This window comes from Pseudomonas sp. 10(2024) (assembly GCF_045164175.1).
Classification (GTDB): domain Bacteria; phylum Pseudomonadota; class Gammaproteobacteria; order Pseudomonadales; family Pseudomonadaceae; genus Aquipseudomonas; species Aquipseudomonas alloputida.
In genome coordinates this window covers 4,984,524-5,010,502 of the sequence record NZ_CP174006.1, presented here as the reverse complement: position 1 = coordinate 5,010,502, position 25,979 = coordinate 4,984,524, and the positions used below count along the sequence as shown (strand labels likewise).

The following is a 25,979-nucleotide window of genomic DNA, read 5'->3' as shown; positions in this document are numbered from 1 at the left end:
GTTCAGCGCAAATCAGCCTCCGGCACGGTGGTCCGCTGCGCGATCGCTTCCGGCCGCCACTGCGTGCGCGCGACTGCCAGCACCTCTGCTGGCGTCGCCAACAGCAGTTCCGGGTCTGTCTCCTGCCCCAGCGCCCGCAATGCCCGCAGCAGCAGGGGGGTAGCATGCTCCGCCTGCAGTGGCGGCGAACGGTAAGACTTGCCCAGCTTGTGCCCATCCGGCTGCACGATCAGCGGAATATGCAGGTAACGCGGCTGTGAGAAGCCCAGCAGTTCCTGCAGGTACAGCTGGCGCGGGGTGTTGTCGAGCAGGTCGGCACCACGCACGATGTCGGTAACACCCTGCCAGGCATCGTCCAGCACCACGGCCAGCTGATAGGCGTACAGCCCGTCACGACGCTGGATGACGAAGTCGCCCACCTCACGCCCCAGGTGTTGCTGGTACTCACCCTGCACTCGGTCGGTAAAGCGGTAGATCAGCTCCGGCACCCGCAAGCGGATGGCTGCCCCTTCACGGGCATGCCCGGCGTTGCGGCAAAAGCCTGGGTAGATGCCGTTGTAGCTTTCCAGCTGCTTGCGCGAGCAGGTGCATGCGTACGCCAGGCCCATGTTGAACAGGCGGTCTACCACGGCAGCATAGGCATCGTGGCGCTGGCTCTGGAATACCACCTCGCCATCCCAGTGCAGGCCGTAACGTTCCAGCGTCTGAAGGATGGCATCGCGGGCGCCGGGCATCTCCCGGGGCGGATCGGTGTCTTCCATGCGCAGCAGCCAGCGGCCGTTGACGGCGCGGGCATCGAGCCAGGAGGCGAGGGCGGCGACCAGCGAGCCGAAGTGCAGGAAGCCGCTGGGGGTGGGGGCGAAGCGCCCGATGTAGCTGGAGTCGGTCATGGTCAGGCTGGGCATATAAATGAAACGGGGCGCATGATGCGCCCCGTTCAGGTGGAAGAAAGATCAGCCTTTGCCGACCGTTTTTTCCTTTTTCTCGGCAATTTCCTTGCAGTCGAAGCACAGGTCGGCGGTAGGGCGGGCTTCCAGGCGGCGCAGGCCGATCTCGATGCCGCACGACTCGCACCAGCCGTACTCTTCGTCCTGAATCTTCTGCAGGGTTTTATCGATTTTCTTGATCAACTTGCGCTCGCGGTCGCGGTTGCGCAGTTCGAGGGCGAATTCCTCTTCCTGGGATGCGCGGTCTGCGGGATCTGCAAAGTTGGCTGCTTCTTCTTTCATATGGTCAACGGTCTTGTCGACGCCGACCATCAGCTCTTGCTTCCAGCCAGTGAGGATCTTGGTGAAGTGCTTGCGCATGGGCTCACCCATGTACTCCTCACCCTTGGTCTCCTGATAGGGTGCAACCCCATAAAGATTCTGGTTGGCTTTTTGCTTTTCTAGGGTGGACATGAATAGACCGCCTCTCACTCATCTGATCCAATGCGCAGGATGCTCCATCTCCGGCGACCGCCGGCCCTGCGACTGCGAGCCGCCGAACTTACCAGATAGATCGGGGGTGCGCTACCCCGCCCGATCCTGCTAGTTGACACCGGCCTGAGCGGTACGTTCGGTGGTGTGCAGAGGTAGAATCTCCAGTTTAGACCCATTTGAGAGAAGGTCATGGCCCAACCCTACAGTGCGCGCAGCCGCGCCATCGAACCTTTCCACGTCATGGCGCTGCTGGCCCGGGCCAACGAGCTGCAGGCGGCCGGGCACGACGTGATCCACCTGGAAATCGGCGAGCCGGACTTCACCACGGCCGCACCCATCGTCGCGGCTGGCCAGGCCGCGCTGGCCGCCGGGCACACTCGCTACACCGCCGCACGCGGTCTGCCGGCCCTGCGTGAGGCAATTGCCGGTTTTTATGGGCAGCGCTATGGCCTGAACATCGACCCGGAACGCATCCTTATTACCCCCGGTGGCTCCGGCGCGCTGCTGCTGGCCAGCAGCCTGCTGGTGGACCCGGGCAAGCACTGGCTGCTGGCCGATCCGGGTTACCCGTGCAATCGCCACTTCCTGCGCCTGGTCGAGGGCGGGGCCCAATTGGTACCGGTGGGCCCGGAAGTGAACTATCAGCTGACTGCCGACCTGGTTGAGCGCTACTGGGACAAGGACACCGTCGGAGCCCTGGTCGCTTCGCCGGCCAACCCGACCGGTACCGTGCTGGGGCGCGAGGCGTTGGCCTGCCTGGCCAGAACCACCCACGAGCGGCATGGCCATCTGGTGGTGGACGAGATCTACCACGGCCTCACCTATGGCATGGACGCGCCGAGCGTGCTGGAAGTCGACGACTCGGCATTCGTCCTGAATAGTTTTTCCAAGTATTTCGGCATGACCGGTTGGCGCCTTGGCTGGCTGGTGGCCCCGCCCGGTGCGGTCGCCGACCTGGAGAAACTGGCGCAGAACCTGTACATCAGTGCGCCGAGCATGGCCCAGCATGCCGCGCTGGCCTGTTTCCAGCCCGAGGCGCTGGCCATTTTCGAGGAGCGCCGCGCCGAATTCGCCCGCCGTCGCGACTACCTGCTGCCCGCCCTGCGTGAACTGGGCTTCCGCATTGCCGTCGAGCCGCAAGGTGCGTTCTACCTGTATGCCGATATCAGCGCTTTTGGCGGGGACGCGTTCGCATTCTGCCGGCACTTCCTGGAAACCCAGCACGTGGCGTTCACGCCGGGCCTGGACTTCGGTCGCCACCTGGCCGGGCACCATGTGCGCTTCGCTTACACCCAGAGCCTGCCGCGCCTGGAAGAAGCGGTGCAGCGTATTGCCCGTGGCCTGCAGAGCTGGCAAGGCTGATGCGTTTCTCTCCTTCACTCGAGCAGGGGCGCCTGTTGCGTCGCTACAAGCGCTTTCTGGCCGATATCGAACTGGCCAGCGGCGAGCAGATGACTATCCACTGCCCGAATACCGGCTCCATGCTCAACTGCATGCGTGAAGGTGGGCAGGTGTGGTTCAGCCGCTCCAACGACCCCAAGCGCAAGCTGCCAGGGACCTGGGAAATCAGCGAAACCCCCCAGGGGCGGTTGGCCTGCGTGAATACCGGGCGGGCCAATGCGTTGGTCGAAGAGGCCCTGCGCGCCGGTACAATCACTGAACTGGCCGGTTTCACTGCACTCAAGCGCGAAGTGGCCTATGGCGAGGAAGGCAGCCGTATCGACTTTCGCCTGGAATTCGAGGGTGCCCCGGCCTATGTCGAGGTCAAGAGTGTGACGCTGGGCTACCCCGACACTGCAGTTGCGGCCTTCCCTGATGCGGTGACTCAACGCGGTGCGAAACACCTGCGCGAGCTGGCAAAGCTGGCCCGGCAGGGCGTGCGGGCCGTGCAGCTGTATTGCGTGAACCTGACCGGTATCGACGCTGTGCGCCCGGCTGAAGAAATCGATACGGCCTACGCCCAGGCGCTGCGCGCTGCCGTAGCGGACGGGGTGGAGGTGCTGGCCTATGGCACTCGGCTGGACGCCGAGGGTATCGTCATCGATCGCCGCTTGCCGGTGCTGCTTACCCCTTGAACCAGATGCCCTGGCTGTCTTCGTGGCAGCCCAGGGGCTGCAGCTGCTCACCCTCACAGGGGCCTGCCACGCATTCGCCGCTTTCTATCAGGAACAGGGCTCCGTGATGGGCGCAGTGGATGAGGCTGGCGCTGTCATCCAGAAACGCGTCCTCTGCCCAGTTCAGCGGGATGTCCCGGTGCGGGCAGCGGTTGCGGTACAGGTACACCTGGCCTTGGCGACGCACGCCGAACAGTTCGAGGCCGTCTACGCTGAAGGCGCGGCTTTGGCCCTCGGCGAGGCCGAGGGATGTACAAAGGAAGTGCATGGCAAGGATGACCCGTGAAACACGTGATGGCTTGACGCTCCAATGCGAATAATTATCAAATTGATCGCATTCGCTGCGCCCGGCTGCCTATGGTGCGCAGTTCCGCCGCTCGCCACAAGGCGTGTAGCCCGTCTTCAGAAGGAACCCGATGATGCGCCGTCCAGCTGCTTTTCTCGCTCTGTGTGCAAGCCTTGTGCTCTCTACCCAAGCCTTGGCAGCCGAGCTGCCGCAACGCTGGGTCAGCGCGGGTGGCGCCTTGAGCGAGTGGATAACCGCATTGGGAGGTGAAGCGCGCCTGGTCGGTGTGGACACTACCAGTCAGCACCCGGCCTCGTTGAAAGCCTTGCCCAGTGTGGGGTATCAGCGGCAACTGTCGGCCGAAGGCATCCTCAGCCTGCGCCCGGATGTGCTGGTGGGCACCGAGGAAATGGGGCCGCCACCGGTACTGGCGCAAATCCGCAAGGCCGGCGTGCGGGTCGAGTTGTTCTCCAGCAAGGCCGAGCTGTCGGCAGTGGATGAAAACCTCAGGCACCTGGGGCAGTTGCTCGGTGCAGAGCAGCAAGCGTCCGCGCTTGCAGCGGACTACCGCCAGAGGCTCGATGCGTTGCATGCCAACGTCAAGCGGGCCCAGGCCGGGCAGCAGGCTCCTGGGGTGTTGCTGCTGGTCGGCCATGCCGGGGCCAAGCCGCTGATCGCCGGGCAAGGCACTGCCGGTGACTGGCTGCTGGGCCAGGCGGGTGGGCGTAACCTGGCCGCGCACCAAGGTTACAAGAACTTCTCCAACGAAGCGTTGGCGGCGCTTGACCCGGATGTGATCGTGTTTTCCGACCGGGCGCTGGCCGATGAGCAGGCCTTGCAGGCGCTGTTGAAAGAAAACCCTGCGCTGGCTGCCTCGCGGGCCGTGCGTGAGAAACGCCTGGTCTCACTGGACCCAACGCTGCTGGTCGGCGGGCTCGGGCCTCGGCTACCGGCGACCTTGCAGTCGCTGGCAGCCACCTTCTACCCGGCTGCTCAGGCCAGCTTCGCACAATGAAACAACGGGTCCAGTCACGTACGTTGTTCATTGGCCTGAGCCTGCTGTGCCTGTTGGCAATCTGGCTGTCACTGGCGCTGGGGCCAGTCAGCCTGCCGATGTTCGATACGCTGCGCGCTGGCCTGCGCCTGTTGGGGCTGCCCGTTTCCGAGGATGGCCTGCAGCAGGCCGAGATGATCCTTGGTCAGATCCGCCTGCCGCGCACCCTGTTGGGGTTGGCGGTGGGCGCGGTGCTGGCTCTGTCCGGGGTGGCCATGCAGGGGCTGTTCCGCAACCCGCTGGCCGACCCCGGGCTGGTAGGGGTTGCCGCTGGCGCCGCAGTGGGGGCAGCGGTTGCCATTGTCGGCGGCGCCTGGTTTGGCGGCATGCCGGATGCTTTCGCGCCTTATCTGCTGTCGTTCTGCGCTTTTGTCGGCGGGCTTGGGGTAACTGCGCTGGTCTACCGCCTGGGGCGCCGCGATGGCCAGACCAACGTCGCCACGATGCTATTGGCTGGCGTGGCCATGACCGCGCTAGGTGGCGCGGCCGTGGGGCTGTTCTCTTACCTGGCCGATGATGCCACCTTGCGCACGCTGACGTTCTGGAACCTTGGCAGCCTCAATGGCGCCAGCTATGAGCGGCTGTGGCCATTGTTGCTGGTGGCGACAGGGGTAGCGGTGTGGTTGCCGCGCCGGGCCAAGGCACTGAATGCCCTGTTGCTGGGGGAGTCGGAGGCGCGCCACCTGGGCGTTGACGTGGAGCGGCTCAAGCGTGAATTGGTGTTCTGCACGGCGCTGGGGGTGGGGGCGGCAGTGGCAGCAGCCGGGTTGATCGGCTTCATTGGCCTGGTAGTGCCGCACCTGGTTCGCCTGCTGGCCGGGCCCGATCACCGTGTGGTGCTGCCAGCCTCGCTGCTGGCCGGCGGTGTGCTGATGTTGTTCGCCGACCTGGCGGCGCGGCTGCTGCTGGCGCCTGCCGAGCTGCCGATTGGTATCGTCACGGCCTTCATCGGTGCGCCGTTCTTCCTGTTCCTGCTGATGCGAGGGCGCGGCTGATGTTGCAAGTTGAGGGCCTGTATCTGTGCAGGGGCAGCAATGAGGTGCTGCACGACATTCACCTGCAGTTGCCTCCGGGGCAGGTCGTGGGTGTGCTTGGCCCAAACGGTGCCGGCAAGAGCAGCCTGCTGAGTGTGCTGTGCGGTGAACTGGCGCCCGACCGCGGGCGGGTAACGCTGCAGGGCCGCCCCCTGGCCGATTGGGCCGGGCAGGAACGGGCAAGGCGCCTGGCAGTGTTGCCACAGGTGTCCAGTTTGGGTTTCTCGTTTCGGGTGGAGGAAGTGGTGGGCATGGGGCGCATGCCTCATGGCACCGGTCAGCGGCGCGATGCGGAAATTGTCGAAGCGGCGTTGCGGGCGGCAGATGCCTGGCACCTGGTGGCGCGCAGTTACCTGGCGCTTTCCGGTGGCGAGCGGCAACGGGTGCACCTGGCCCGCGTGCTGGCGCAGCTATGGCCGGGCGAGGAGGGCAGCACGTTGCTGCTCGACGAACCGACCTCGATGCTCGACCCGCTGCATCAGCACACCACCCTGGAAGCCGTACGCCGTTTCGCCGACTGCGGTGCTGCAGTGTTGGTGATCCTGCATGACCTGAACCTGGCGGCGCGTTACTGTGACCGTATCCTGTTGCTGGAGCAGGGGCGCTGCCATGCGTTTGCCACGCCCGAAGCGGCACTGACCCCAGCGGGCCTGAAGGCGGTGTACGGTATCGACGTACTGGTGCAGGCGCACCCCGAGCGTGGGCATCCGCTGATCATCACCCGTTGATTCTCGAACCGTGCACGGCCTTTGTGGAAGCGACCTTGTCTCGCGACAGGTCCGCCCCCGGGGCAGGCCATTCAAATTGTGGATGACATGGAGTAACTGCCGATGCGACACCCGCTGCTGTCCGGTTTCTCGCTGTGCCTGGTACTGGCGATAGGCGGCTGTCAGGCCAGCCTGCCGCCGTTGCCCGCCTGGCAGAGCAGTGAAGGTCGCACGCACGCCGAGCTGGGAACGATTGTCGACCTGGCCAGTGAGCAGGTCATAAGCCCTGAAACGCTGGTGGAGCGCCTGGCGGACGCACCCCGAGTACTTGTCGGCGAGAAGCACGACAACCCTGACCATCACGCGCTGCAACTGTGGCTGTTGCGCGCTCTGCAAGGCCAGCGTACGCAGGGCAGCCTGCTGCTGGAGATGCTGCAGCCCGAACAGCAATCACGGGTAGACAAGCTGGCGGGGCAGCCTTTGCCGGAAGACTTGCCCAAGGCGCTGGCCTGGCAGGAGGGCTGGGATTGGCAGTTGTACGGGCCGATTGTCACCGAAGCCTTGCAGCATCGGGTGACGTTGCTGGCAGCCAACCTTTCGCCTGCCGAGATGCGTCAGGCCTATCGACAGCCGGCTCCGGTGCAGGGCGAAAAGTCCAATGCACCTGCGGTAAAGGCTGCCTTGCTGGAGCAGGTGCGCGCCGGGCATTGCGGGATGCTGCCGGAAAGCCAGTTACCGGCGATGCTGGCCGTTCAGCAGCAGCGCGACCGGCGCATGGCCGAGCGCTTGCAGGCGGCACCGCAACCGGCACTGCTGTTTGCCGGGGCTTACCATGTGCGCAAGGACCTGGGCATACCCTTGCATCTGGCTGACCTGGGGGCATCGGGGGAGAGCAAGGTATTGCTGCTGGCTGAGGTGGGCGAGCGAATCGAGCCTGGCGAGGCTGATTATGTGTGGTACACGGCAGCGATGCCGGAGCAGGATTATTGTGCGCAGCTGCGGCGCTGATCCTGAAAAGGCACAGGCAAAAAAAGACCCGGCAAATTGCCGGGTCAATAACCGTGATTAGCCTGATGAGGAGATAATCTGAGAGTCCGAACCAGGGGCTCTTAGCTTATCCAACCAGTCTCGCGACCAGTTGCGATAATCATAACAATTCTCATTTAGCCGTCAATCCCTTTACCCCGATTATTTGGGTTTTTTTTGCGTAGGGTTTTTCGCGTCCAATTGTTGGTTGAGTGCTTCCTTGCGTTCGAGCGGCAAATCGTTCCAGTGCATGTCCAGCAGGGCGCCTTCAATGGCATACAACAGCACCTTCGATGCACGGAACCCTCGTGTCTTCACGGCCTGGTACGCACCCACAGCGCCCAGGCGGCGCAAATCCGATGCACTGTGGATGCCGGCCGCATGCAGCCACTGCGCAGAAGTCTTGCCAAGGTTCTTCAGATGCTGCAATTCATCGTTCATCGAGCCTCCTTGCGATGGCTGAACGGGAATGGGGGGATAAATCGCGAGCAGGTCTGAGAGGAGTGTAGCGGGCGTTGGGAAATATGCGGCTTTTTGCCATCGGGGGGTGAGCGGCCTGTGCCTGCCCCTTGGCGGGCAGGCACAGGAAGGTGACGAACTTACAGGCCAGGCAACCGCTGGCGAATCTGCTCGATCACCTGATCCATGCTGCCGGCAGCCTGGGTATCGACGCGGGTGCTGTGCACCAGCTCCTGCGCATCCAGCGCCTCACGGCTGGCCTGTTGGGCCTTGATCACCTCCAGCGTGGCATCCGACGGGTCGCTGTTTTCGGCCTGGCGCTGCTCCAGCCAACTGGCGATGACCGCCTCTGGCGCGTGGCAGTCGAGGATGAGGAACGGCACGCCGGTCTGGCTGGCAACGTCTGCCGCAGCCTGGCGTTGTTCACGCTTGAGGTAGGTGGCGTCCAGCACCACCGGGAAGCCGGCGCGCAGCACGGTCGCTGCTACCTCGTGCAGGCGCTGATAGGTCGCTGCGCTGGCGTCCTGGTCGTATATGCCGGTACTCAGCTGGCCGGCGTCGGCCTGCGGTTGTTCGCCGAACAGGCGCTTACGCTCTACGTCCGAACGCACGCGCACTGCACCCAGGGCCTCGACCAGGCGCATGGCCACGTGACTTTTGCCCACCGCCGAAACGCCATGGGTGATGGCCAGCAGGCGCGACGGGATGGCGCTGTAGCTTTCGGCCAGGTTGGCGTAGTTGCGGTAGGTGCGCAGGGTGGTGGCACGCTGAACGCCATCAGCGTCGGCCGGCATGCTGAACAGTGCGACCTTGGCCCGCACCAGCGCGCGGTAGGCTTTGTAGAAGTTGAGCAGTTCCAGGCCTTCGTAGTCCCCTGTCAGTTCCAGGTACTGGCTGATGAAGCGTCGGGCCAGGCACTTCAGGCCGCGGTCTTCCAGGTCCATGGCCAGGAAGGCGGTGTCGGCGTAGACGTCGGTCAGTCGGAAAGGCTCGTTGAACTCGATGCAATCGAAGATCACCACCTTGCCATCGATCAAGGTGGCATTGCCCAGGTGGATGTCACCGTGGCACTCACGGATGAAGCCCTTGGCCTTGCGCTTTTCCAGCAGGCCATGCAGGCGCTCGAAGCTGCTGCGGGCCCAGGCCTGCAGGGCGTCGAGTTGCTGCAGATCGGCTTTGTCGCTGAGGAATGGGCGAATCTGCTCGAAGTTCTGCTCCACCGGGGCCATCACGCTGTCTGGCGTGCCCAGCGGGTGTTCCATCGGCACACGTGGGGCCTGCAGGTGAAACTCGGCAATCTGCCGGGCCATCTGGTCGATGTGCGTGGCGTTCAGTTCGCCATTGGCCTGCAGGGTGTTGAGCATCTGGCCCTGGGGGAACTGGCGCATCTTCAGCACATACTCGATGGCTTCACCTTCGCCACCGATCTGCGGTGCGTCGACGCTACCGGTGATCGGCAACACTTCCAGGTACAGGCCTTCGGTCAGGCGTTGGTTCAGGCGCAATTCTTCGTTACAGAAATGCTGGCGCTGGTCCAGTCCGGTGAAGTCCAGGAAGCCGAAATTCATCGGTTTCTTGATCTTGTAGGCGTATTCGCCAGTGAGCAGGACCCAGGAGATATGCGTCTCGATGAGCTGAAACCCCTCCACGGGGTGAGGGTACAGGGCAGGGTTCTGCAACGCAGTAATAAGAGCTTGGCTCACGGCAAATCCTTCCGGGGCAAGGGAATTCGAATGCGCCATTATGGTCAATGGTGCCGTCCCTGCCTACCGCCGGGCCGTCTGCCCAGCCTTTATAAAGTGCGTATAATCCGCCGCCATGACCCGAACCCGAAATCCCCGCACCCCTCAGAAACGCCCGACCGGCCGCTCCCGCGCCTGGCTGGGCTGGGCTTTGAAGCTCAGCCTGGTTGGCCTGGTGATCGTTGCCGGCTTCGCGGTTTACCTCGATGCCGTCGTCCAGGAAAAGTTCTCCGGCAAGCGCTGGACCATCCCGGCCAAAGTGTATGCCCGACCGCTGGAGCTGTTCACCGGCCAGAAGTTGAGCAAGAACGACTTCCTCACCGAGCTCGATGCGCTCGGCTACCGTCGCGAAAGCGCGGCCAACGGCCCGGGCGCTGCGTCCGTCAACGGCAATACCGTCGACCTCAATACCCGTGGCTTCCAGTTCTACGAGGGCATGGAACCGGCGCAGTTCGTCCGCGTGCGCTTCTCTGGCGATTACGTTGCGGGCCTTTCCGGTGCCAACGGCAAGGCGCTTGACGTGGTGCGGCTGGAGCCGCTGATGATCGGCGGCATCTATCCGAAAAATCTCGAAGACCGCATCCTGATCAAGATTGATCAGGTACCCAAATATCTGCTCGAAACCCTGGTGGCAACGGAGGACCGCGAGTTCTACAGCCACTTCGGCGTGTCGCCAAAGTCCATCGTCCGGGCCATGTGGGTCAACACGTCGTCCGGCTCGATGCGCCAGGGTGGCAGTACCCTGACCCAGCAGTTGGTGAAGAACTTCTACCTCAGCAGCGAGCGCAGCCTCAGCCGCAAGCTGACCGAGGCGATGATGGCGGTCCTGCTCGAACTGCACTACGACAAACGCGAAATCCTTGAGGCCTACCTCAACGAGGTGTTCGTCGGCCAGGACGGTCAGCGCGCGGTGCACGGCTTTGGTCTGGCTAGCCAGTTCTTCTTCAGCCAGCCGCTGTCCGAGCTGAAACTGCATCAGATCGCCCTGCTGGTGGGCATGGTCAAAGGCCCGTCCTACTACAACCCGCGGCGTCATCCCGAGCGGGCCCTGGCTCGCCGCAACCTGGTGCTCGACCTAGTGGCCGAACAGGGCGTGGCCAGCCAGGCAGAAGTCGATGCGGCGAAGAAAATGCCGTTGGGCGTGACCAAGCGTGGCAGCCTGGCCGACAGCTCGTTCCCGGCCTTCCTCGACCTGGTCAAGCGACAGTTGCGCCAGGATTACCGCGACGAAGACTTGACCGAAGAAGGCCTGCGCATCTTTACCAGCTTCGACCCGATCCTGCAGATGAAGGCCGAAACCTCGATGAGCGAGACCTTCAAGCGCCTGGCGGGCCGCAAGGGGGCAGACGATGTGGAAGCGGCGATGGTCGTGACCAACCCTGAGACCGGTGAAGTACAGGCGCTGATCGGTAGCCGCCAGGCAGGCTTCGCCGGCTTCAACCGGGCCATCGATGCTGTGCGGCCGATCGGCTCGTTGGTCAAGCCGTCGGTATACCTGACTGCGCTGGAGCAGCCGAGCAAGTACACCCTGACCAGTTGGGTGCAGGACGAGCCATTTTCGGTCAAGGGGGCTGACGGCCAAGTCTGGCGCCCGCAAAACTATGACCGCCGCCCGCATGGCACTATCTACCTGTACCAGGGGCTGGCCAACTCCTACAACCTGTCGACCGCCAAGCTCGGCCTGGAAGTGGGTGTGCCGAACGTGATCAAGACCATTGGTCGCTTGGGCGTGAATGTCGACTGGCCTGCATTCCCGGCCATGTTGCTGGGGGCAGGTGGCATGTCGCCGATGCAGGTGGCAACCATGTATCAGACCATCGCCAACGGCGGCTTCAACACGCCGATGCGCGGCATCCGCAGTGTGCTCACCGCCGAGGGCGAGCCGCTCAAGCGCTACCCGTTCCAGATCCAGCAAACCTTCGACCCAGGTGCCATTTACCTGGTGCAGAACGCCATGCAACGCGTAATGCGCGAAGGTACAGGGCGCTCGGTGTACAACACCTTGCCACGCTCGCTGACCCTGGCGGGCAAGACCGGTACCAGTAACGACTCGCGTGACAGCTGGTTCTCCGGCTTCAGTCAGGATCTGCTGGCCGTGGTGTGGATGGGGCGTGACGATAACGGCAAGACACCGTTTACCGGCGCCACCGGCGCCTTGCAGGTGTGGACCAGCTTCATGAAGAAGGCCGACCCGCTGCCGCTGGACATGCCGCAACCGGACAACGTGGTGCAGGCCTGGATCGACCCCTACAGTGGCCATGGGTCTGATGCCAGCTGTCCGGGAGCGGTGCAGATGCCGTATATTCGCGGGAGTGAGCCGCCGGCCGGCGCAGCCTGTGGCGGCGAGCAGGACCCAGTAGAATCGGTAATGGACTGGGTCAAAGGCTGGATGAATTAAGCACAGGCTGCATTGATGAGGTGTGATGTGAACAAGTGGCTGTTTCCTGCCGTGACGGCGTTGGCTGTGCTCCAGGGGTGCTCCAGCGTCCCGCGTGGCAATATTCCGGTGGTCGATTCGAGCACCCGCGTGTCCAACAGCGAACGCGTGACGGCCAACCGCTCGGCGGGTGGCTATAACGCCGGCACCGCCCAGGCGCAGACGCTGCCGGAGGATTCCGGTGTCACCGTGATGATCCCGCAGGGCGCAGGCGCTTCGGGCATCCAGACGTTCCCGGCGTCCAATGGCGCCGCGCCGATCAGTACCTCGCCGATCACGCCAGGGCCGATCAGTACAGGGCCTGTCAGTTCGGCGCCGATGACCACCAATCCCAACCCGATTGCCGATGAACCCTTCGACATTGCTGCGATGAACAGCACCCCGCAAAGCGCCAGTGCGCCAACCGGTATTCCGCGCAGCGCCGCCGCCGGTGGCCTGTCGGCCGACGAGCAGCTGGACGGTCCTGTGCTGGCACTGTTGACCACTGCGCAGACGCAGCAGGGCAGCGGCGACTTCAACGGTGCCGCTTCGAGCCTGGAGCGTGCCCAGCGCATTGCTCCGCGTGAGCCTCAGGTGCTGTATCGCCTGGCCCAGGTGCGCCTTTCGCAAGGTGATGCAGCGCAGGCCGAGCAATTGGCGCGCCGCGCCCTGACTTACGCCAACGGCCGCCCAAGCCTGCAGGCAGAGCTTTGGAACACGATCGCCCAGGCCCGTGAAAAGCAGGGTGACAGCGCTGGGGCTGCGCTGGCCCGGCAAAAGGCGCGGGTCAATTCGTGATGATCGAGCAACGCGTGCTGGATATTGCCGACCACCTGCTCTTGATCGAGCGCGAGCTGCAGGTGCAAGGCTGGTGGGATGACGAGCCTCCAAGCGACGAGGCACTGGCCAGTACGGTGCCGTTCGCCGTGGATACCCTCAGTTTTGAGCAGTGGCTGCAATGGATCTTCCTGCCCCGCATGAAGATCATCATCGAGCTGGGCCACCCGCTGCCCAATGCATCGAGCATCCTTGTCATGGCCGAAACCGTGTTTACCGACCGGCCGGAGCAAAGTCGTGAGCTACGCCGCCTGTTGGCAGCTTTTGATCAATTGATCGCTCCTTCCGCCTGATTTCTTCAGTTTTTCCGTCAAGGGCCGCAGATTGTGGCCCTTTTTTTTGGAAATCTTCTTAATTCTGCTGCTGAAGCGATTTTTAGTGGTGGCAGGAATTCATCTTGAGGAAAAATTGGCAATAATTTTTCTTGACTTGTTGGCGCCGAATCACAAGAATCCAACTTCCGCTGTAGAGGGACTGCCAGAAGCAGACCCGCTAAGCAGATCATGAGGTGCACACCCGCGCCGACCTGTTACACCCCGCAACGCGTTACCTCGCGCTGGGTGGGAAACCCCCGCAACACTCTGGGGATCTCCCAATACTTGCTCAGTCAGTGCTGACGTTCGCTCATGCTCTGCTTGGCAGTAAACCTATTAAGACCCGTCCAGTGAGGGCGGTATTCTGGCGTTTTAGAGGTGAACAACGTGGAGCTTTTATCTGGCGCTGAGATGGTCGTCCGCTTCTTGCGTGACGAAGGCGTTAAGCACATCTACGGGTACCCTGGTGGTGCTCTCCTGCATGTTTACGACGCACTGTTCAAAGAACCGGAAGTGGAACACATCCTGGTTCGTCACGAGCAGGCGGCCACCCATATGGCGGACGGCTACGCTCGCGCCACCGGCAAGGCCGGTGTGGTGCTGGTAACCTCCGGTCCTGGCGCGACCAATGCCATTACCGGCATTGCCACCGCCTACATGGACTCGATTCCGATGGTCATCCTGTCCGGCCAGGTGCCTAGCACCATGGTGGGCACCGATGCCTTCCAGGAAACCGACATGATCGGTATCTCGCGGCCGATCGTGAAGCACAGCTTCATGATCAAGAATCCGACCGAGATCCCTGAAGTTCTGAAAAAAGCTTTCTACCTGGCGCAATCCGGTCGTCCAGGTCCAGTCGTGGTCGACATTCCAAAAGACATGACCAACCCGGCTGAGAAGTTCGAATACGTCTACCCGAAAAAGGTCAAGCTGCGCTCCTACAGCCCGGCGGTCCGCGGTCACTCCGGCCAGATCCGCAAGGCTGCCGAGATGCTTCTGGCGGCCAAGCGGCCGGTCGTCTACTCCGGTGGCGGTGTGATCCTCGGCGGTGGCTCCGAAGCCCTGACTGAAATCGCCAAGTCGCTGAACCTGCCGGTCACCAATACCCTGATGGGGTTGGGTGGCTTCCCGGGTACCGACCGCCAGTTCCTCGGCATGCTCGGCATGCATGGCAGCTACACCGCCAACATGGCCATGCATCATGCCGATGTCATCTTTGCCGTCGGTGCGCGTTTCGACGACCGCGTTGTAAACGGCCCGGCCAAGTTCTGCCCGAACGCCAAGATCATTCACATCGACATCGACCCGGCGTCGATCTCGAAGATGATCAAGGCCGACGTGCCAATCGTCGGCCCGGTCGACAGCGTGCTCAACGAAATGCTCGGCATCCTCAAGGAAATCGGCGAGCAGCCTGACAAGGCGGCGCTGGATGCCTGGTGGAAGCAGATTGACGAATGGCGTGGCAATGGCGAGTTGTTCCCTTACGACAAGGGCGATGGCAACGTCATCAAACCGCAAAAAGTGATCGAGACACTGTGTGAAGTGACCAATGGCGACGCCTTCGTCACTTCCGATGTGGGCCAGCACCAGATGTTTGCCGCGCAGTACTACCGCTTCAACAAGCCAAACCGCTGGATCAACTCCGGTGGCCTGGGCACCATGGGCTTCGGCTTCCCGGCGGCGATGGGCGTCAAGCTCAACTTCCCCGATCAGGACGTGGCCTGTGTGACCGGCGAAGGCAGCATCCAGATGAACATCCAGGAGCTGTCCACCTGCATGCAATACGGCCTGCCGGTGAAGATCGTCAACCTGAACAACGGTGTGTTGGGCATGGTCCGCCAGTGGCAGGACATGGCCTACAACGGTCGTCACTCGCACTCGTACGTCGAGTCGCTGCCTGACTTCATCAAGCTGGCCGAGGCCTATGGCCATGTGGGTATCCGCATTACCAGCCTGAAGGACCTCAAGCCGAAGCTGGAAGAAGCGTTTGCGATGAAGGACCGTCTGGTGTTCATCGACATCGCGGTTGACCGCAGTGAGCACGTCTATCCGATGCAGATCAAGGATGGCTCGATGCGTGACATGTGGCTGAGCAAGACGGAGCGTACCTGATATGCGGCACATCATTTCCCTGCTGCTGGAAAACGAACCAGGTGCGTTGTCCCGCGTGGTCGGCCTGTTCTCCCAGCGCAACTACAACATTGAAAGCCTGACTGTAGCGCCAACCGAAGACCCGACCCTGTCGCGTCTGACGCTGACCACCGTTGGCCATGACGAAGTGATCGAACAGATCACCAAGAACCTGAACAAGCTGGTCGAAGTGGTCAAGCTTGTCGACCTGTCGGAAAGCGCTCACATCGAGCGTGAACTGATGTTGGTCAAGGTCAAGGCCACCGGTGCCCAGCGTGCCGAGATCAAGCGCACCACGGATATCTTCCGTGGCCAGATCGTCGACGTGACCGCCAGCGTGTACACCGTGCAGCTGAGCGGTACCAGCGACAAACTGGACAGCTTCATCCAGGCGATCGGCACTGCATCGATTCTGGAAACCGTGCGCAGCGGCGTTACCGGCATTGCCCGTGGCGACAAAGTGCTCAGCATCTAAATCCAAAAAATTAGCGATGGCTCCGCAGGGGCCGAGATATAACCAGGGGTATTTTCATGAAAGTTTTCTACGATAAAGACTGCGACCTTTCCATCATCCAGGGTAAGAAAGTCGCCATCATCGGTTACGGCTCCCAGGGCCACGCTCAGGCGTGCAACCTGAAAGACTCCGGTGTAGACGTTACCGTCGGTCTGCGTAAAGGTTCGGCTACCGTTGCCAAGGCTGAAGCCCACGGCCTGAAAGTTGCCGACGTTGCTACCGCTGTCGCTGCGGCTGACCTGGTCATGATCCTGACCCCGGACGAGTTCCAGGGCGCTCTGTACAAGAACGAAATCGAGCCGAACATCAAGAAGGGCGCTACCCTGGCCTTCTCTCACGGCTTCTCGATCCACTACAACCAGGTTGTTCCGCGTGCCGACCTCGACGTGATCATGATCGCGCCGAAAGCCCCGGGCCACACCGTTCGCTCCGAGTTCGTCAAAGGCGGCGGCATCCCTGACCTGATCGCTATCTACCAGGACGCTTCCGGCAACGCCAAGAACGTCGCACTGTCCTATGCTTCGGGCGTAGGTGGTGGCCGTACCGGTATCATCGAAACCACCTTCAAGGACGAAACCGAAACTGACCTGTTCGGTGAGCAGGCTGTTCTGTGTGGCGGTACCGTCGAGCTGGTCAAAGCCGGTTTCGAAACCCTGGTCGAAGCTGGCTACGCGCCGGAAATGGCCTACTTCGAGTGCCTGCACGAGCTGAAGCTGATCGTCGACCTCATGTACGAAGGCGGCATCGCCAACATGAACTACTCGATCTCCAACAACGCCGAATACGGTGAGTACGTCACTGGCCCGGAAGTCATCAACGAAGAATCCCGCAAGGCCATGCGCAATGCCCTGAAGCGCATCCAGGACGGCGAGTACGCGAAGATGTTCATCTCCGAAGGTGCTACCAACTACCCATCGATGACCGCCAAGCGTCGCAACAACGCCGCTCACGGCATCGAAATCATCGGCGAGCAGCTGCGCTCGATGATGCCGTGGATCTCGGCTAACAAAATCGTCGACAAGACCAAGAACTAAGTCTTATCGATAGATGAAAAACGCGGCTTCGGCCGCGTTTTTTCGTTCTGGCATCCAGCTTCTGGTATAAAGCAGACCAGTGGCTCGCTGTCAGAACCTGTTTCGCGGGCCCGTGTCGAACATTTTCCATCCTGTTGCAAGGTACCCTCCATGAGCGAACGTCCCGAAGAGCCGAACAAGCCCTCCGACGCCGAAAGCCTGCTACCTGTCGATGAGCACGTTGAAGAAGGGCATGACGCCGAAGGCCGCAAGGTGCGCCACCGCGGCATCTACCTGTTGCCCAACCTGTTTACCACCGCCAACCTGTTTGCCGGTTTCTATTCCATCATCAGCTCGATGAGCGCACAGAGCGCCCTGAGTGCCGGCGACCCGCGCGAGGCGAGCAAGTACTTCGCTTTTGCCGCTATCGCCATCTTCGTGGCCATGGTGCTCGACGGCCTGGACGGCCGCGTTGCGCGCATGACCAATACCCAGAGTGCCTTCGGTGCCGAGTATGACTCGCTGTCGGATATGGTCGCCTTCGGCGTGGCCCCGGCTTTGCTGGCCTTCGGCTGGGCGCTGGGTGACATGGGCAAGGTCGGCTGGATGGTTGCCTTCATCTATGTGGCCGGTGCCGCGTTGCGCCTGGCGCGCTTCAATACCCAGGTCGGTACCGCCGACAAGCGCTACTTCATCGGCCTGGCCAGCCCGGCTGCCGCAGGTGTGGTGGCGGGCACCGTATGGGCGTTCAGTGACTATGGCATCCAGGGCTCCAAGCTGTCGTTCCTGGTCGCGCTGCTGGTGGCTGCTGCTGGCATGCTGATGGTCAGCAACATCAAGTACAACAGTTTCAAGGAGCTGGACCTCAAGGGGCGCGTGCCGTTCGTGGCGATCCTGGCGGTGGTGCTGGTATTTGCCGTCGTGTTCAGCGACCCACCGCGTATCCTTCTGTTGATCTTCCTCGCCTATGCAGCATCGGGGCCGATCCAGTTCCTGCTGAAGGCGCGCCGTCGCAAAGCGTGAAAATCACTTAACGCTGGAATAACCTCACGGCTCCATAGTCTTACTGGTACATCCGTTACTCAGTGCTATGGAGCCGTTCATGCTTATCAAGCTTCCCAGGTCTTCCGAGTGCAAGGCGTCGGAGATCACCCCCGAAGGCATTTACCTTTCCCGTCGTACCCTCCTGGGTGGCTCATTGGCTGGCTTGGCGCTAGGCGCATTGCCGGGCGGGGTGGGTGCAGCGCAAATGTCGCGTTATGCCGATGTGCAGGCTGGGGCCGCGCCGGCCTGGTTCACTGACAAGCTCGCGGCCACGCGCTGGCAGGCGGTGACGGTGAAGGACGAGGCGATCACGCCGTTCAAGGATGCCACTCACTACAACAACTTCTACGAGTTCGGGCCCGACAAGGGCGACCCGGCGGCCAATGGCGACAGCCTGAAGACCGAACCGTGGTCCATTGTGGTGGATGGTGAGGTGGGCAAGCCCGGACGCTATGCACTGGAGGACTTCGTCAAACCCTATCAGCTTGAGGAGCGGATCTATCGGCTGCGCTGCGTAGAGGCGTGGTCGATGGTCATTCCGTGGCTGGGGTTCCCTTTGGCTCAGGTGCTCAAGCAGGTCGAGCCGACTTCCAGTGCGCGTTATGTGCGTTTCGAAACGCTGAAGGATCCGCAGCATATGCCGGGGCAGCGTTCTGGCTTCGCCTTGATCGACTGGCCTTATAGAGAAGGGTTGCGCCTGGATGAGGCGATGCACCCGCTGGCAATTCTCGCAGTGGGTATGTACGGCCGGGAACTGCCCAACCAGAACGGTGCGCCGTTGCGTTTGGTGGTGCCTTGGAAGTATGGCTTCAAGAGCATCAAGTCGATTGTGCGCATCAGCCTGGTAGCGGAGCAGCCCGGCACTACCTGGGAAGGGCTGGCGCCGGATGAATATGGTTTCTACGCCAATGTGAACCCGACAGTCGACCACCCGCGCTGGAGCCAGGCGCGCGAACGTCGCTTGCCCAGCGGGTTGTTCAGCCCCAATGTGCGGGAGACGCAGATGTTCAATGGCTATGCTGATGAAGTGGCGTCGCTGTATACCGGGCTCGATCTGCGGAAGAACTACTGATGCGTTACCCCTGGTTTCGCTTGGCCATCTTTGTCGTAGGCTGCCTGTTCCCGGTGTGGTGGCTATATGAAGCGGCGATGAACCTGCTGGGGCCTGATCCCGGGAAGATCATGATGGATCGCCTTGGGCTTGGGGCGCTTACCTTCCTGTTGGTGACCTTGAGCATGACGCCACTGCAGAAGCTGACGGGCTGGTCTGGCTGGATCGTGGTTCGCCGGCAGCTGGGGTTGTGGGTGTTCGCTTATATAGTGCTGCACATCCTCTGTTACCTGTTCTTTATTCTTGGGCTGGATTGGGGGCAGTTGGCGGTGGAGCTGCGCAAGCGGCCCTACATTATCGTGGGGGCGCTGGGGTTCCTGGGTTTGCTGGTGTTGGCGGTCACTTCGAACCGGTATAGCCAACGGCGGCTTGGGGCGCGGTGGAAGAAGCTGCACAGGTTGGTGTATGCGGTGCTTGGGTTGGGCTTGTTGCATTTCCTTTGGATCGTGCGCTCGGACCTTCGTGAATGGGCGATCTATGCGTTTATTGGGGCTGTGTTGATGGTATTGCGGATACCTGCTGTTGCGCGGGCGCTTCCCAAGGTTGCCAGGAAGCAGGGTAGGGCGGTTTGAGAGTGGGGTGGGGCTGCCAAGGGCCTGTCTTGAGGTAGCGATGGCTGTGGAGGGGGCCCGCCTTTGTTTCTCTGGCGTCTGTGAGATCGAGCGCCGCGCGCGTCCGGCTCGAGACATCCATCGCCTGTGAGACCGAGCGCCGCCCGCGTCCGGCTTGAGACATTCACCGCCTATGAGACCGAGCGCCGCCCGCGCGGCGCTTCGCGGGTAAACCCGCTCCTACGTTTGTTTCGGGCCAGTCCCTCCTGTGCCTGGCGCGCGCGACCGCCTTGTTGGTACGACGCGATATCGAGACAGGCACCAAGGCGTTCGCGCGCGAATCCCACAGGCATAATTGGCCCGAAACAAACGTAGGAGCGGGTTTACCCGCGAAGCGCCGCGCGGGCGGCGCTCGATCTCACAGGCGCTGAAACTGTTGTGGCGAACACTTGGCAGCCCTGATACGGTCTTTCCCCCTTATATTTCACTTTCTTGAAATTAAAGGTTGACGCCCTCTCGAATCCCCTTATAATGCGCCCCACTTCCAGCGACAACGGAACGACAAACTCCTTGAAATTCAATGAGTTAGGCAATTCTGAAGGTGTTGTAAGGGCTACGATCAAATGATCGCCAGCGGTTGAGATGATGGTTGACAGCGCTTCCAAGTGCTGTATGATTCGCCTCCCGCTACGAGAGATCGCAGCGAGCCAAGTGTTTGAAGCTAAACGAGTTTCTCGCAAAAAACTTCAAAATAAACGCTTGACAGGCTCTGAGGAAAGCGTAGAATGCGCGCCTCGGTTGAGACGAAAAGCTCTTAACCAAACGCTCTTTAACAAATCGAATCAAGCAATTCGTGTGGGTGCTTGTGAGTACGGACTGATAGTCAAAAAGATTATCAGCATCACAAGTGACCATGCGAGAAATCACATAGTCATTTGAGATTGCTGAGCCAAGTTTAGGGTTTCTTAAAAACCCAAGCAGTATTGAACTGAAGAGTTTGATCATGGCTCAGATTGAACGCTGGCGGCAGGCCTAACACATGCAAGTCGAGCGGATGACGGGAGCTTGCTCCTTGATTCAGCGGCGGACGGGTGAGTAATGCCTAGGAATCTGCCTGGTAGTGGGGGACAACGTTTCGAAAGGAACGCTAATACCGCATACGTCCTACGGGAGAAAGCAGGGGACCTTCGGGCCTTGCGCTATCAGATGAGCCTAGGTCGGATTAGCTAGTTGGTGGGGTAATGGCTCACCAAGGCGACGATCCGTAACTGGTCTGAGAGGATGATCAGTCACACTGGAACTGAGACACGGTCCAGACTCCTACGGGAGGCAGCAGTGGGGAATATTGGACAATGGGCGAAAGCCTGATCCAGCCATGCCGCGTGTGTGAAGAAGGTCTTCGGATTGTAAAGCACTTTAAGTTGGGAGGAAGGGCAGTAAGCTAATACCTTGCTGTTTTGACGTTACCGACAGAATAAGCACCGGCTAACTCTGTGCCAGCAGCCGCGGTAATACAGAGGGTGCAAGCGTTAATCGGAATTACTGGGCGTAAAGCGCGCGTAGGTGGTTTGTTAAGTTGGATGTGAAAGCCCCGGGCTCAACCTGGGAACTGCATCCAAAACTGGCAAGCTAGAGTACGGTAGAGGGTGGTGGAATTTCCTGTGTAGCGGTGAAATGCGTAGATATAGGAAGGAACACCAGTGGCGAAGGCGACCACCTGGACTGATACTGACACTGAGGTGCGAAAGCGTGGGGAGCAAACAGGATTAGATACCCTGGTAGTCCACGCCGTAAACGATGTCAACTAGCCGTTGGAATCCTTGAGATTTTAGTGGCGCAGCTAACGCATTAAGTTGACCGCCTGGGGAGTACGGCCGCAAGGTTAAAACTCAAATGAATTGACGGGGGCCCGCACAAGCGGTGGAGCATGTGGTTTAATTCGAAGCAACGCGAAGAACCTTACCAGGCCTTGACATGCAGAGAACTTTCCAGAGATGGATTGGTGCCTTCGGGAACTCTGACACAGGTGCTGCATGGCTGTCGTCAGCTCGTGTCGTGAGATGTTGGGTTAAGTCCCGTAACGAGCGCAACCCTTGTCCTTAGTTACCAGCACGTTATGGTGGGCACTCTAAGGAGACTGCCGGTGACAAACCGGAGGAAGGTGGGGATGACGTCAAGTCATCATGGCCCTTACGGCCTGGGCTACACACGTGCTACAATGGTCGGTACAGAGGGTTGCCAAGCCGCGAGGTGGAGCTAATCTCACAAAACCGATCGTAGTCCGGATCGCAGTCTGCAACTCGACTGCGTGAAGTCGGAATCGCTAGTAATCGCGAATCAGAATGTCGCGGTGAATACGTTCCCGGGCCTTGTACACACCGCCCGTCACACCATGGGAGTGGGTTGCACCAGAAGTAGCTAGTCTAACCTTCGGGGGGACGGTTACCACGGTGTGATTCATGACTGGGGTGAAGTCGTAACAAGGTAGCCGTAGGGGAACCTGCGGCTGGATCACCTCCTTAATCGACGACATCAGCCTGCTGATGAGCTCCCACACGAATTGCTTGATTCATTGTCGAAGACGATCAAGACCCTATATAGGTCTGTAGCTCAGTTGGTTAGAGCGCACCCCTGATAAGGGTGAGGTCGGCAGTTCAAATCTGCCCAGACCTACCAATATGCGGGGCCATAGCTCAGCTGGGAGAGCGCCTGCCTTGCACGCAGGAGGTCAGCGGTTCGATCCCGCTTGGCTCCACCACTTGCTTTACCTTGATCAAACTCAGAAATGAGCATTCGCGTCGAATGTTGATTTCTGACTTTTGTCAGATCGTTCTTTAAAAATTCGGATATGTGATAGATATAGACTGAACACCAGTTTCACTGCTGGTGGATCAGGCTAAGGTAAAATTTGTGAGTTCTGCTCGAAAGAGCAACGTACGAATTTTCGGCGAATGTCGTCTTCACAGTATAACCAGATTGCTTGGGGTTATATGGTCAAGTGAAGAAGCGCATACGGTGGATGCCTTGGCAGTCAGAGGCGATGAAAGACGTGGTAGCCTGCGATAAGCTTTGGGGAGTCGGCAAACAGACTGTGATCCAGAGATCTCTGAATGGGGGAACCCAGCCAGCACAAGCTGGTTATCTTGTACTGAATACATAGGTGCAAGAGGCGAACCAGGGGAACTGAAACATCTAAGTACCCTGAGGAAAAGAAATCAACCGAGATTCCCTTAGTAGTGGCGAGCGAACGGGGACCAGCCCTTAAGTTGATTTGAGATTAGTGGAACGCTCTGGAAAGTGCGGCCATAGTGGGTGATAGCCCCGTACACGAAAATCTCTTGTCAATGAAATCGAGTAGGACGGAGCACGAGAAACTTTGTCTGAATATGGGGGGACCATCCTCCAAGGCTAAATACTACTGACTGACCGATAGTGAACCAGTACCGTGAGGGAAAGGCGAAAAGAACCCCGGAGAGGGGAGTGAAATAGAACCTGAAACCGTATGCGTACAAGCAGTGGGAGCCTACTTTGTTAGGTGACTGCGTACCTTTTGTATAATGGGTCAGCGACTTATATTCAGTGGCGAGCTTAACCGAATAGGGGAGGCGTAGCGAAAGCGAGTCTTAATAGGGCGTTTAGTCGCTGGGTATAGACCCGAAACCGGGCGATCTATCCATGGGCAGGTTGAAGGTTAGGTAACACTGACTGGAGGACCGAACCGACTACCGTTGAAAAGTTAGCGGATGACCTGTGGATCGGAGTGAAAGGCTAATCAAGCTCGGAGATAGCTGGTTCTCCTCGAAAGCTATTTAGGTAGCGCCTCATGTATCACTGTAGGGGGTAGAGCACTGTTTCGGCTAGGGGGTCATCCCGACTTACCAAACCGATGCAAACTCCGAATACCTACAAGTGCCGAGCATGGGAGACACACGGCGGGTGCTAACGTCCGTCGTGAAAAGGGAAACAACCCAGACCGTCAGCTAAGGTCCCAAAGTCATGGTTAAGTGGGAAACGATGTGGGAAGGCTTAGACAGCTAGGAGGTTGGCTTAGAAGCAGCCACCCTTTAAAGAAAGCGTAATAGCTCACTAGTCGAGTCGGCCTGCGCGGAAGATGTAACGGGGCTCAAACCATGCACCGAAGCTACGGGTATCATCTTGCGATGATGCGGTAGAGGAGCGTTCTGTAAGCCTGTGAAGGTGAGTTGAGAAGCTTGCTGGAGGTATCAGAAGTGCGAATGCTGACATGAGTAACGACAATGCGAGTGAAAAACTCGCACGCCGAAAGACCAAGGTTTCCTGCGCAACGTTAATCGACGCAGGGTTAGTCGGTCCCTAAGGCGAGGCTGAAAAGCGTAGTCGATGGAAAACAGGTTAATATTCCTGTACTTCCAGTTATTGCGATGGAGGGACGGAGAAGGTTAGGCCAGCCTGGCGTTGGTTGTCCAGGTTTAAGGTGGTAGGCTGAAATCTTAGGCAAATCCGGGATTTCAAGGCCGAGAGCTGATGACGAGTTGCCTTTAGGCGACGAAGTGGTTGATACCATGCTTCCAAGAAAAGCTCCTAAGCTTCAGATAACTGGGAACCGTACCCCAAACCGACACAGGTGGTTAGGTAGAGAATACCAAGGCGCTTGAGAGAACTCGGGTGAAGGAACTAGGCAAAATGGCACCGTAACTTCGGGAGAAGGTGCGCCGGCGAGGGTGAAGGACTTGCTCCGTAAGCCCATGCCGGTCGAAGATACCAGGCCGCTGCGACTGTTTATTAAAAACACAGCACTCTGCAAACACGAAAGTGGACGTATAGGGTGTGACGCCTGCCCGGTGCCGGAAGGTTAATTGATGGGGTTAGCGCAAGCGAAGCTCTTGATCGAAGCCCCGGTAAACGGCGGCCGTAACTATAACGGTCCTAAGGTAGCGAAATTCCTTGTCGGGTAAGTTCCGACCTGCACGAATGGCGTAACGATGGCGGCGCTGTCTCCACCCGAGACTCAGTGAAATTGAAATCGCTGTGAAGATGCAGTGTATCCGCGGCTAGACGGAAAGACCCCGTGAACCTTTACTATAGCTTTGCACTGGACTTTGAATTTGCTTGTGTAGGATAGGTGGGAGGCTTTGAAGTGGGGACGCCAGTTCTCATGGAGCCATCCTTGAAATACCACCCTGGCAACTTTGAGGTTCTAACTCAGGTCCGTTATCCGGATCGAGGACAGTGTATGGTGGGTAGTTTGACTGGGGCGGTCTCCTCCCAAAGAGTAACGGAGGAGTACGAAGGTGCGCTCAGACCGGTCGGAAATCGGTCGTAGAGTATAAAGGCAAAAGCGCGCTTGACTGCGAGACAAACACGTCGAGCAGGTACGAAAGTAGGTCTTAGTGATCCGGTGGTTCTGTATGGAAGGGCCATCGCTCAACGGATAAAAGGTACTCCGGGGATAACAGGCTGATACCGCCCAAGAGTTCATATCGACGGCGGTGTTTGGCACCTCGATGTCGGCTCATCACATCCTGGGGCTGAAGCCGGTCCCAAGGGTATGGCTGTTCGCCATTTAAAGTGGTACGCGAGCTGGGTTTAGAACGTCGTGAGACAGTTCGGTCCCTATCTGCCGTGGACGTTTGAGATTTGAGAGGGGCTGCTCCTAGTACGAGAGGACCGGAGTGGACGAACCTCTGGTGTTCCGGTTGTCACGCCAGTGGCATTGCCGGGTAGCTATGTTCGGAAGAGATAACCGCTGAAAGCATCTAAGCGGGAAACTTGCCTCAAGATGAGATCTCACTGGGATCTTGAATCCCCTAAAGGGCCGTCGAAGACTACGACGTTGATAGGTTGGGTGTGTAAGCGCTGTGAGGCGTTGAGCTAACCAATACTAATTGCCCGTGAGGCTTGACCATATAACACCCAAGCAATTTGCTGACGCAGATTGCGGTGGTGAAGACGAAAGACCCGAAAATTCGTAAGACCACAAATATCGCATATCCGAATTCGCTGGGCTGTCCAACTGGACATTCTGGCAACAGAATTTCTTGACGACCATAGAGCATTGGAACCACCTGATCCCATCCCGAACTCAGTAGTGAAACGATGCATCGCCGATGGTAGTGTGGGGTTTCCCCATGTGAGAGTAGGTCATCGTCAAGATTCATTTCGCAAAACCCCTATCTGCGCATGCAGGTAGGGGTTTTGTCTTTGTGGGCAAAAAAACTCGACCTGCG

Annotated in this window: 20 protein-coding genes, 2 tRNA genes and 3 rRNA genes; 20 read left to right on the top strand and 5 right to left on the bottom strand. The window is 59.8% G+C overall.

The features are described 5' to 3' along the window. Positions 1 to 2: 2 nt before the first annotated feature. Together gluQRS and dksA are read right to left on the bottom strand one after the other, a co-directional pair. A complete protein-coding gene (gene gluQRS, locus ACI7M0_RS22705) occupies positions 3 to 890 on the bottom strand; it encodes a tRNA glutamyl-Q(34) synthetase GluQRS (RefSeq protein WP_033730627.1) in 888 nt (295 codons plus the stop codon). Between the two features lie 63 nt (positions 891 to 953). After that, a complete protein-coding gene (gene dksA / locus ACI7M0_RS22700) occupies positions 954 to 1,400 on the bottom strand; it encodes an RNA polymerase-binding protein DksA (protein ID WP_003250009.1) in 447 nt (148 codons plus the stop codon). Between the two features lie 210 nt (positions 1,401 to 1,610). Here dksA and ACI7M0_RS22695 point away from each other — a divergent pair, with 210 nt between their 5' ends. Together ACI7M0_RS22695 and sfsA are read left to right on the top strand one after the other, a co-directional pair. Continuing rightward, complete coding sequence (locus ACI7M0_RS22695) at positions 1,611 to 2,783, top strand: pyridoxal phosphate-dependent aminotransferase (RefSeq protein ID WP_129932213.1); 1,173 nt, start codon at positions 1,611 to 1,613, stop codon at positions 2,781 to 2,783. Continuing rightward, the gene (gene sfsA / locus ACI7M0_RS22690) at positions 2,783 to 3,496 is read left to right on the top strand and encodes a DNA/RNA nuclease SfsA (RefSeq protein ID WP_004575787.1); all 714 of its coding nucleotides are present in this window, start codon (positions 2,783 to 2,785) and stop codon (positions 3,494 to 3,496) included. The genes ACI7M0_RS22695 and sfsA overlap by 1 nt, the downstream gene beginning before the upstream one ends. On the opposite strand, the gene ACI7M0_RS22685 is transcribed toward sfsA, so the two are convergent. Then, positions 3,486 to 3,803, bottom strand: a complete 318-nt coding sequence (locus ACI7M0_RS22685) for a Rieske (2Fe-2S) protein (protein ID WP_014592391.1) — start codon at positions 3,801 to 3,803, stop codon at positions 3,486 to 3,488. The two genes, sfsA and ACI7M0_RS22685, sit on opposite strands and share 11 nt — an antisense overlap. Positions 3,804 to 3,951: 148 nt before the next feature. Between ACI7M0_RS22685 and ACI7M0_RS22680 the strand changes: the two genes are divergently transcribed. From ACI7M0_RS22680 to ACI7M0_RS22665, 4 genes are all read left to right on the top strand, one after another. Further along, on the top strand, positions 3,952 to 4,836 hold the full coding sequence (locus tag ACI7M0_RS22680) for a hemin ABC transporter substrate-binding protein (RefSeq protein WP_129932214.1): 885 nt from the start codon (positions 3,952 to 3,954) through the stop codon (positions 4,834 to 4,836). 50 nt (positions 4,837 to 4,886) lie between these two features. After that, entirely contained in the window at positions 4,887 to 5,870 is a 984-nt protein-coding gene (locus ACI7M0_RS22675) for an iron ABC transporter permease (protein WP_162490572.1), read from the top strand. Then, on the top strand, positions 5,870 to 6,637 hold the full coding sequence (locus ACI7M0_RS22670; protein ID WP_129932216.1) for a heme ABC transporter ATP-binding protein: 768 nt from the start codon (positions 5,870 to 5,872) through the stop codon (positions 6,635 to 6,637). The genes ACI7M0_RS22675 and ACI7M0_RS22670 overlap by 1 nt, the downstream gene beginning before the upstream one ends. A 102-nt stretch (positions 6,638 to 6,739) precedes the next feature. Next, a complete protein-coding gene (locus ACI7M0_RS22665; protein ID WP_129932217.1) occupies positions 6,740 to 7,624 on the top strand; it encodes a ChaN family lipoprotein in 885 nt (294 codons plus the stop codon). A 180-nt stretch (positions 7,625 to 7,804) separates the two neighbouring features. Here ACI7M0_RS22665 and ACI7M0_RS22660 read toward each other — a convergent pair whose 3' ends face one another. Beyond that, positions 7,805 to 8,083: a TfoX/Sxy family protein gene (locus tag ACI7M0_RS22660; RefSeq protein WP_010955337.1), complete on the bottom strand. Its 279-nt coding sequence runs from the start codon at positions 8,081 to 8,083 to the stop codon at positions 7,805 to 7,807. A 158-nt stretch (positions 8,084 to 8,241) separates the two neighbouring features. After that, positions 8,242 to 9,804: a bifunctional aminoglycoside phosphotransferase/ATP-binding protein gene (locus tag ACI7M0_RS22655; RefSeq protein WP_064491450.1), complete on the bottom strand. Its 1,563-nt coding sequence runs from the start codon at positions 9,802 to 9,804 to the stop codon at positions 8,242 to 8,244. Between the two features lie 115 nt (positions 9,805 to 9,919). Here ACI7M0_RS22655 and mrcB point away from each other — a divergent pair, with 115 nt between their 5' ends. The 14 genes from mrcB (at position 9,920) to rrf (ending at position 25,905) form a co-directional block, all read left to right on the top strand. Further along, positions 9,920 to 12,241 (top strand): penicillin-binding protein 1B, encoded by a 2,322-nt coding sequence (gene mrcB, locus ACI7M0_RS22650; protein WP_010955335.1) that lies wholly within the window; start codon positions 9,920 to 9,922, stop codon positions 12,239 to 12,241. 15 nt (positions 12,242 to 12,256) lie between these two features. Beyond that, positions 12,257 to 13,057, top strand: coding sequence for a M48 family metallopeptidase (locus ACI7M0_RS22645; protein ID WP_010955334.1), 801 nt, complete (start codon positions 12,257 to 12,259; stop codon positions 13,055 to 13,057). Beyond that, positions 13,057 to 13,389 (top strand): YqcC family protein, encoded by a 333-nt coding sequence (locus tag ACI7M0_RS22640; protein WP_003250034.1) that lies wholly within the window; start codon positions 13,057 to 13,059, stop codon positions 13,387 to 13,389. Before ACI7M0_RS22645 ends, ACI7M0_RS22640 begins: the two co-directional genes overlap by 1 nt. A gap of 408 nt (positions 13,390 to 13,797) precedes the next feature. Further along, complete coding sequence (locus ACI7M0_RS22635; protein ID WP_064491454.1) at positions 13,798 to 15,522, top strand: acetolactate synthase 3 large subunit; 1,725 nt, start codon at positions 13,798 to 13,800, stop codon at positions 15,520 to 15,522. 1 nt (position 15,523) lies between these two features. Beyond that, positions 15,524 to 16,015, top strand: a complete 492-nt coding sequence (gene ilvN, locus ACI7M0_RS22630; protein ID WP_003250040.1) for an acetolactate synthase small subunit — start codon at positions 15,524 to 15,526, stop codon at positions 16,013 to 16,015. Positions 16,016 to 16,071: 56 nt separating this feature from the next. After that, positions 16,072 to 17,088, top strand: coding sequence for a ketol-acid reductoisomerase (gene ilvC, locus ACI7M0_RS22625; protein ID WP_003250043.1), 1,017 nt, complete (start codon positions 16,072 to 16,074; stop codon positions 17,086 to 17,088). A 150-nt stretch (positions 17,089 to 17,238) separates the two neighbouring features. Continuing rightward, positions 17,239 to 18,090 carry a CDP-diacylglycerol--serine O-phosphatidyltransferase gene (gene pssA, locus ACI7M0_RS22620; RefSeq protein ID WP_003250045.1) on the top strand — a complete coding sequence of 284 codons (852 nt, stop codon included), beginning with the start codon at positions 17,239 to 17,241 and terminating at the stop codon, positions 18,088 to 18,090. A 79-nt stretch (positions 18,091 to 18,169) separates the two neighbouring features. Further along, entirely contained in the window at positions 18,170 to 19,183 is a 1,014-nt protein-coding gene (msrP, locus tag ACI7M0_RS22615; protein ID WP_003250049.1) for a protein-methionine-sulfoxide reductase catalytic subunit MsrP, read from the top strand. Next, positions 19,183 to 19,794, top strand: coding sequence for a protein-methionine-sulfoxide reductase heme-binding subunit MsrQ (msrQ, locus tag ACI7M0_RS22610; RefSeq protein ID WP_129932218.1), 612 nt, complete (start codon positions 19,183 to 19,185; stop codon positions 19,792 to 19,794). Before msrP ends, msrQ begins: the two co-directional genes overlap by 1 nt. 964 nt (positions 19,795 to 20,758) lie before the next feature. Continuing rightward, positions 20,759 to 22,295: ribosomal RNA gene (locus ACI7M0_RS22605) — 16S ribosomal RNA — on the top strand. Between the two features lie 77 nt (positions 22,296 to 22,372). Continuing rightward, positions 22,373 to 22,449 (top strand) — tRNA-Ile (locus ACI7M0_RS22600). Positions 22,450 to 22,455: 6 nt separating this feature from the next. Then, positions 22,456 to 22,531 (top strand) — tRNA-Ala (locus ACI7M0_RS22595). A gap of 234 nt (positions 22,532 to 22,765) precedes the next feature. Next, a 23S ribosomal RNA gene (locus ACI7M0_RS22590) occupies positions 22,766 to 25,658 on the top strand. Positions 25,659 to 25,789: 131 nt separating this feature from the next. After that, positions 25,790 to 25,905 (top strand): 5S ribosomal RNA (gene rrf / locus ACI7M0_RS22585). Together the 16S, 23S and 5S rRNA genes with 2 tRNA genes alongside form the textbook arrangement of a ribosomal RNA operon. Positions 25,906 to 25,979 lie beyond the last annotated feature (74 nt).

Coding starts and splice junctions, on each gene's coding strand:
- ACI7M0_RS22640 (WP_003250034.1), top strand. CDS start 13,057: ATGATCGAGCAACGCGTGCTGGATATTGCCGACCACCTGCTCTTGATC.
- ilvN (WP_003250040.1), top strand. CDS start 15,524: ATGCGGCACATCATTTCCCTGCTGCTGGAAAACGAACCAGGTGCGTTG.
- msrP (WP_003250049.1), top strand. CDS start 18,170: ATGCTTATCAAGCTTCCCAGGTCTTCCGAGTGCAAGGCGTCGGAGATC.
- mrcB (WP_010955335.1), top strand. CDS start 9,920: ATGACCCGAACCCGAAATCCCCGCACCCCTCAGAAACGCCCGACCGGC.
- gluQRS (WP_033730627.1), bottom strand. CDS start 890: ATGACCGACTCCAGCTACATCGGGCGCTTCGCCCCCACCCCCAGCGGC.
- ACI7M0_RS22680 (WP_129932214.1), top strand. CDS start 3,952: ATGATGCGCCGTCCAGCTGCTTTTCTCGCTCTGTGTGCAAGCCTTGTG.
- ACI7M0_RS22695 (WP_129932213.1), top strand. CDS start 1,611: ATGGCCCAACCCTACAGTGCGCGCAGCCGCGCCATCGAACCTTTCCAC.
- ilvC (WP_003250043.1), top strand. CDS start 16,072: ATGAAAGTTTTCTACGATAAAGACTGCGACCTTTCCATCATCCAGGGT.
- ACI7M0_RS22665 (WP_129932217.1), top strand. CDS start 6,740: ATGCGACACCCGCTGCTGTCCGGTTTCTCGCTGTGCCTGGTACTGGCG.
- ACI7M0_RS22645 (WP_010955334.1), top strand. CDS start 12,257: ATGAGGTGTGATGTGAACAAGTGGCTGTTTCCTGCCGTGACGGCGTTG.
- dksA (WP_003250009.1), bottom strand. CDS start 1,400: ATGTCCACCCTAGAAAAGCAAAAAGCCAACCAGAATCTTTATGGGGTT.
- pssA (WP_003250045.1), top strand. CDS start 17,239: ATGAGCGAACGTCCCGAAGAGCCGAACAAGCCCTCCGACGCCGAAAGC.
- msrQ (WP_129932218.1), top strand. CDS start 19,183: ATGCGTTACCCCTGGTTTCGCTTGGCCATCTTTGTCGTAGGCTGCCTG.
- sfsA (WP_004575787.1), top strand. CDS start 2,783: ATGCGTTTCTCTCCTTCACTCGAGCAGGGGCGCCTGTTGCGTCGCTAC.
- ACI7M0_RS22670 (WP_129932216.1), top strand. CDS start 5,870: ATGTTGCAAGTTGAGGGCCTGTATCTGTGCAGGGGCAGCAATGAGGTG.
- ACI7M0_RS22660 (WP_010955337.1), bottom strand. CDS start 8,083: ATGAACGATGAATTGCAGCATCTGAAGAACCTTGGCAAGACTTCTGCG.
- ACI7M0_RS22685 (WP_014592391.1), bottom strand. CDS start 3,803: ATGCACTTCCTTTGTACATCCCTCGGCCTCGCCGAGGGCCAAAGCCGC.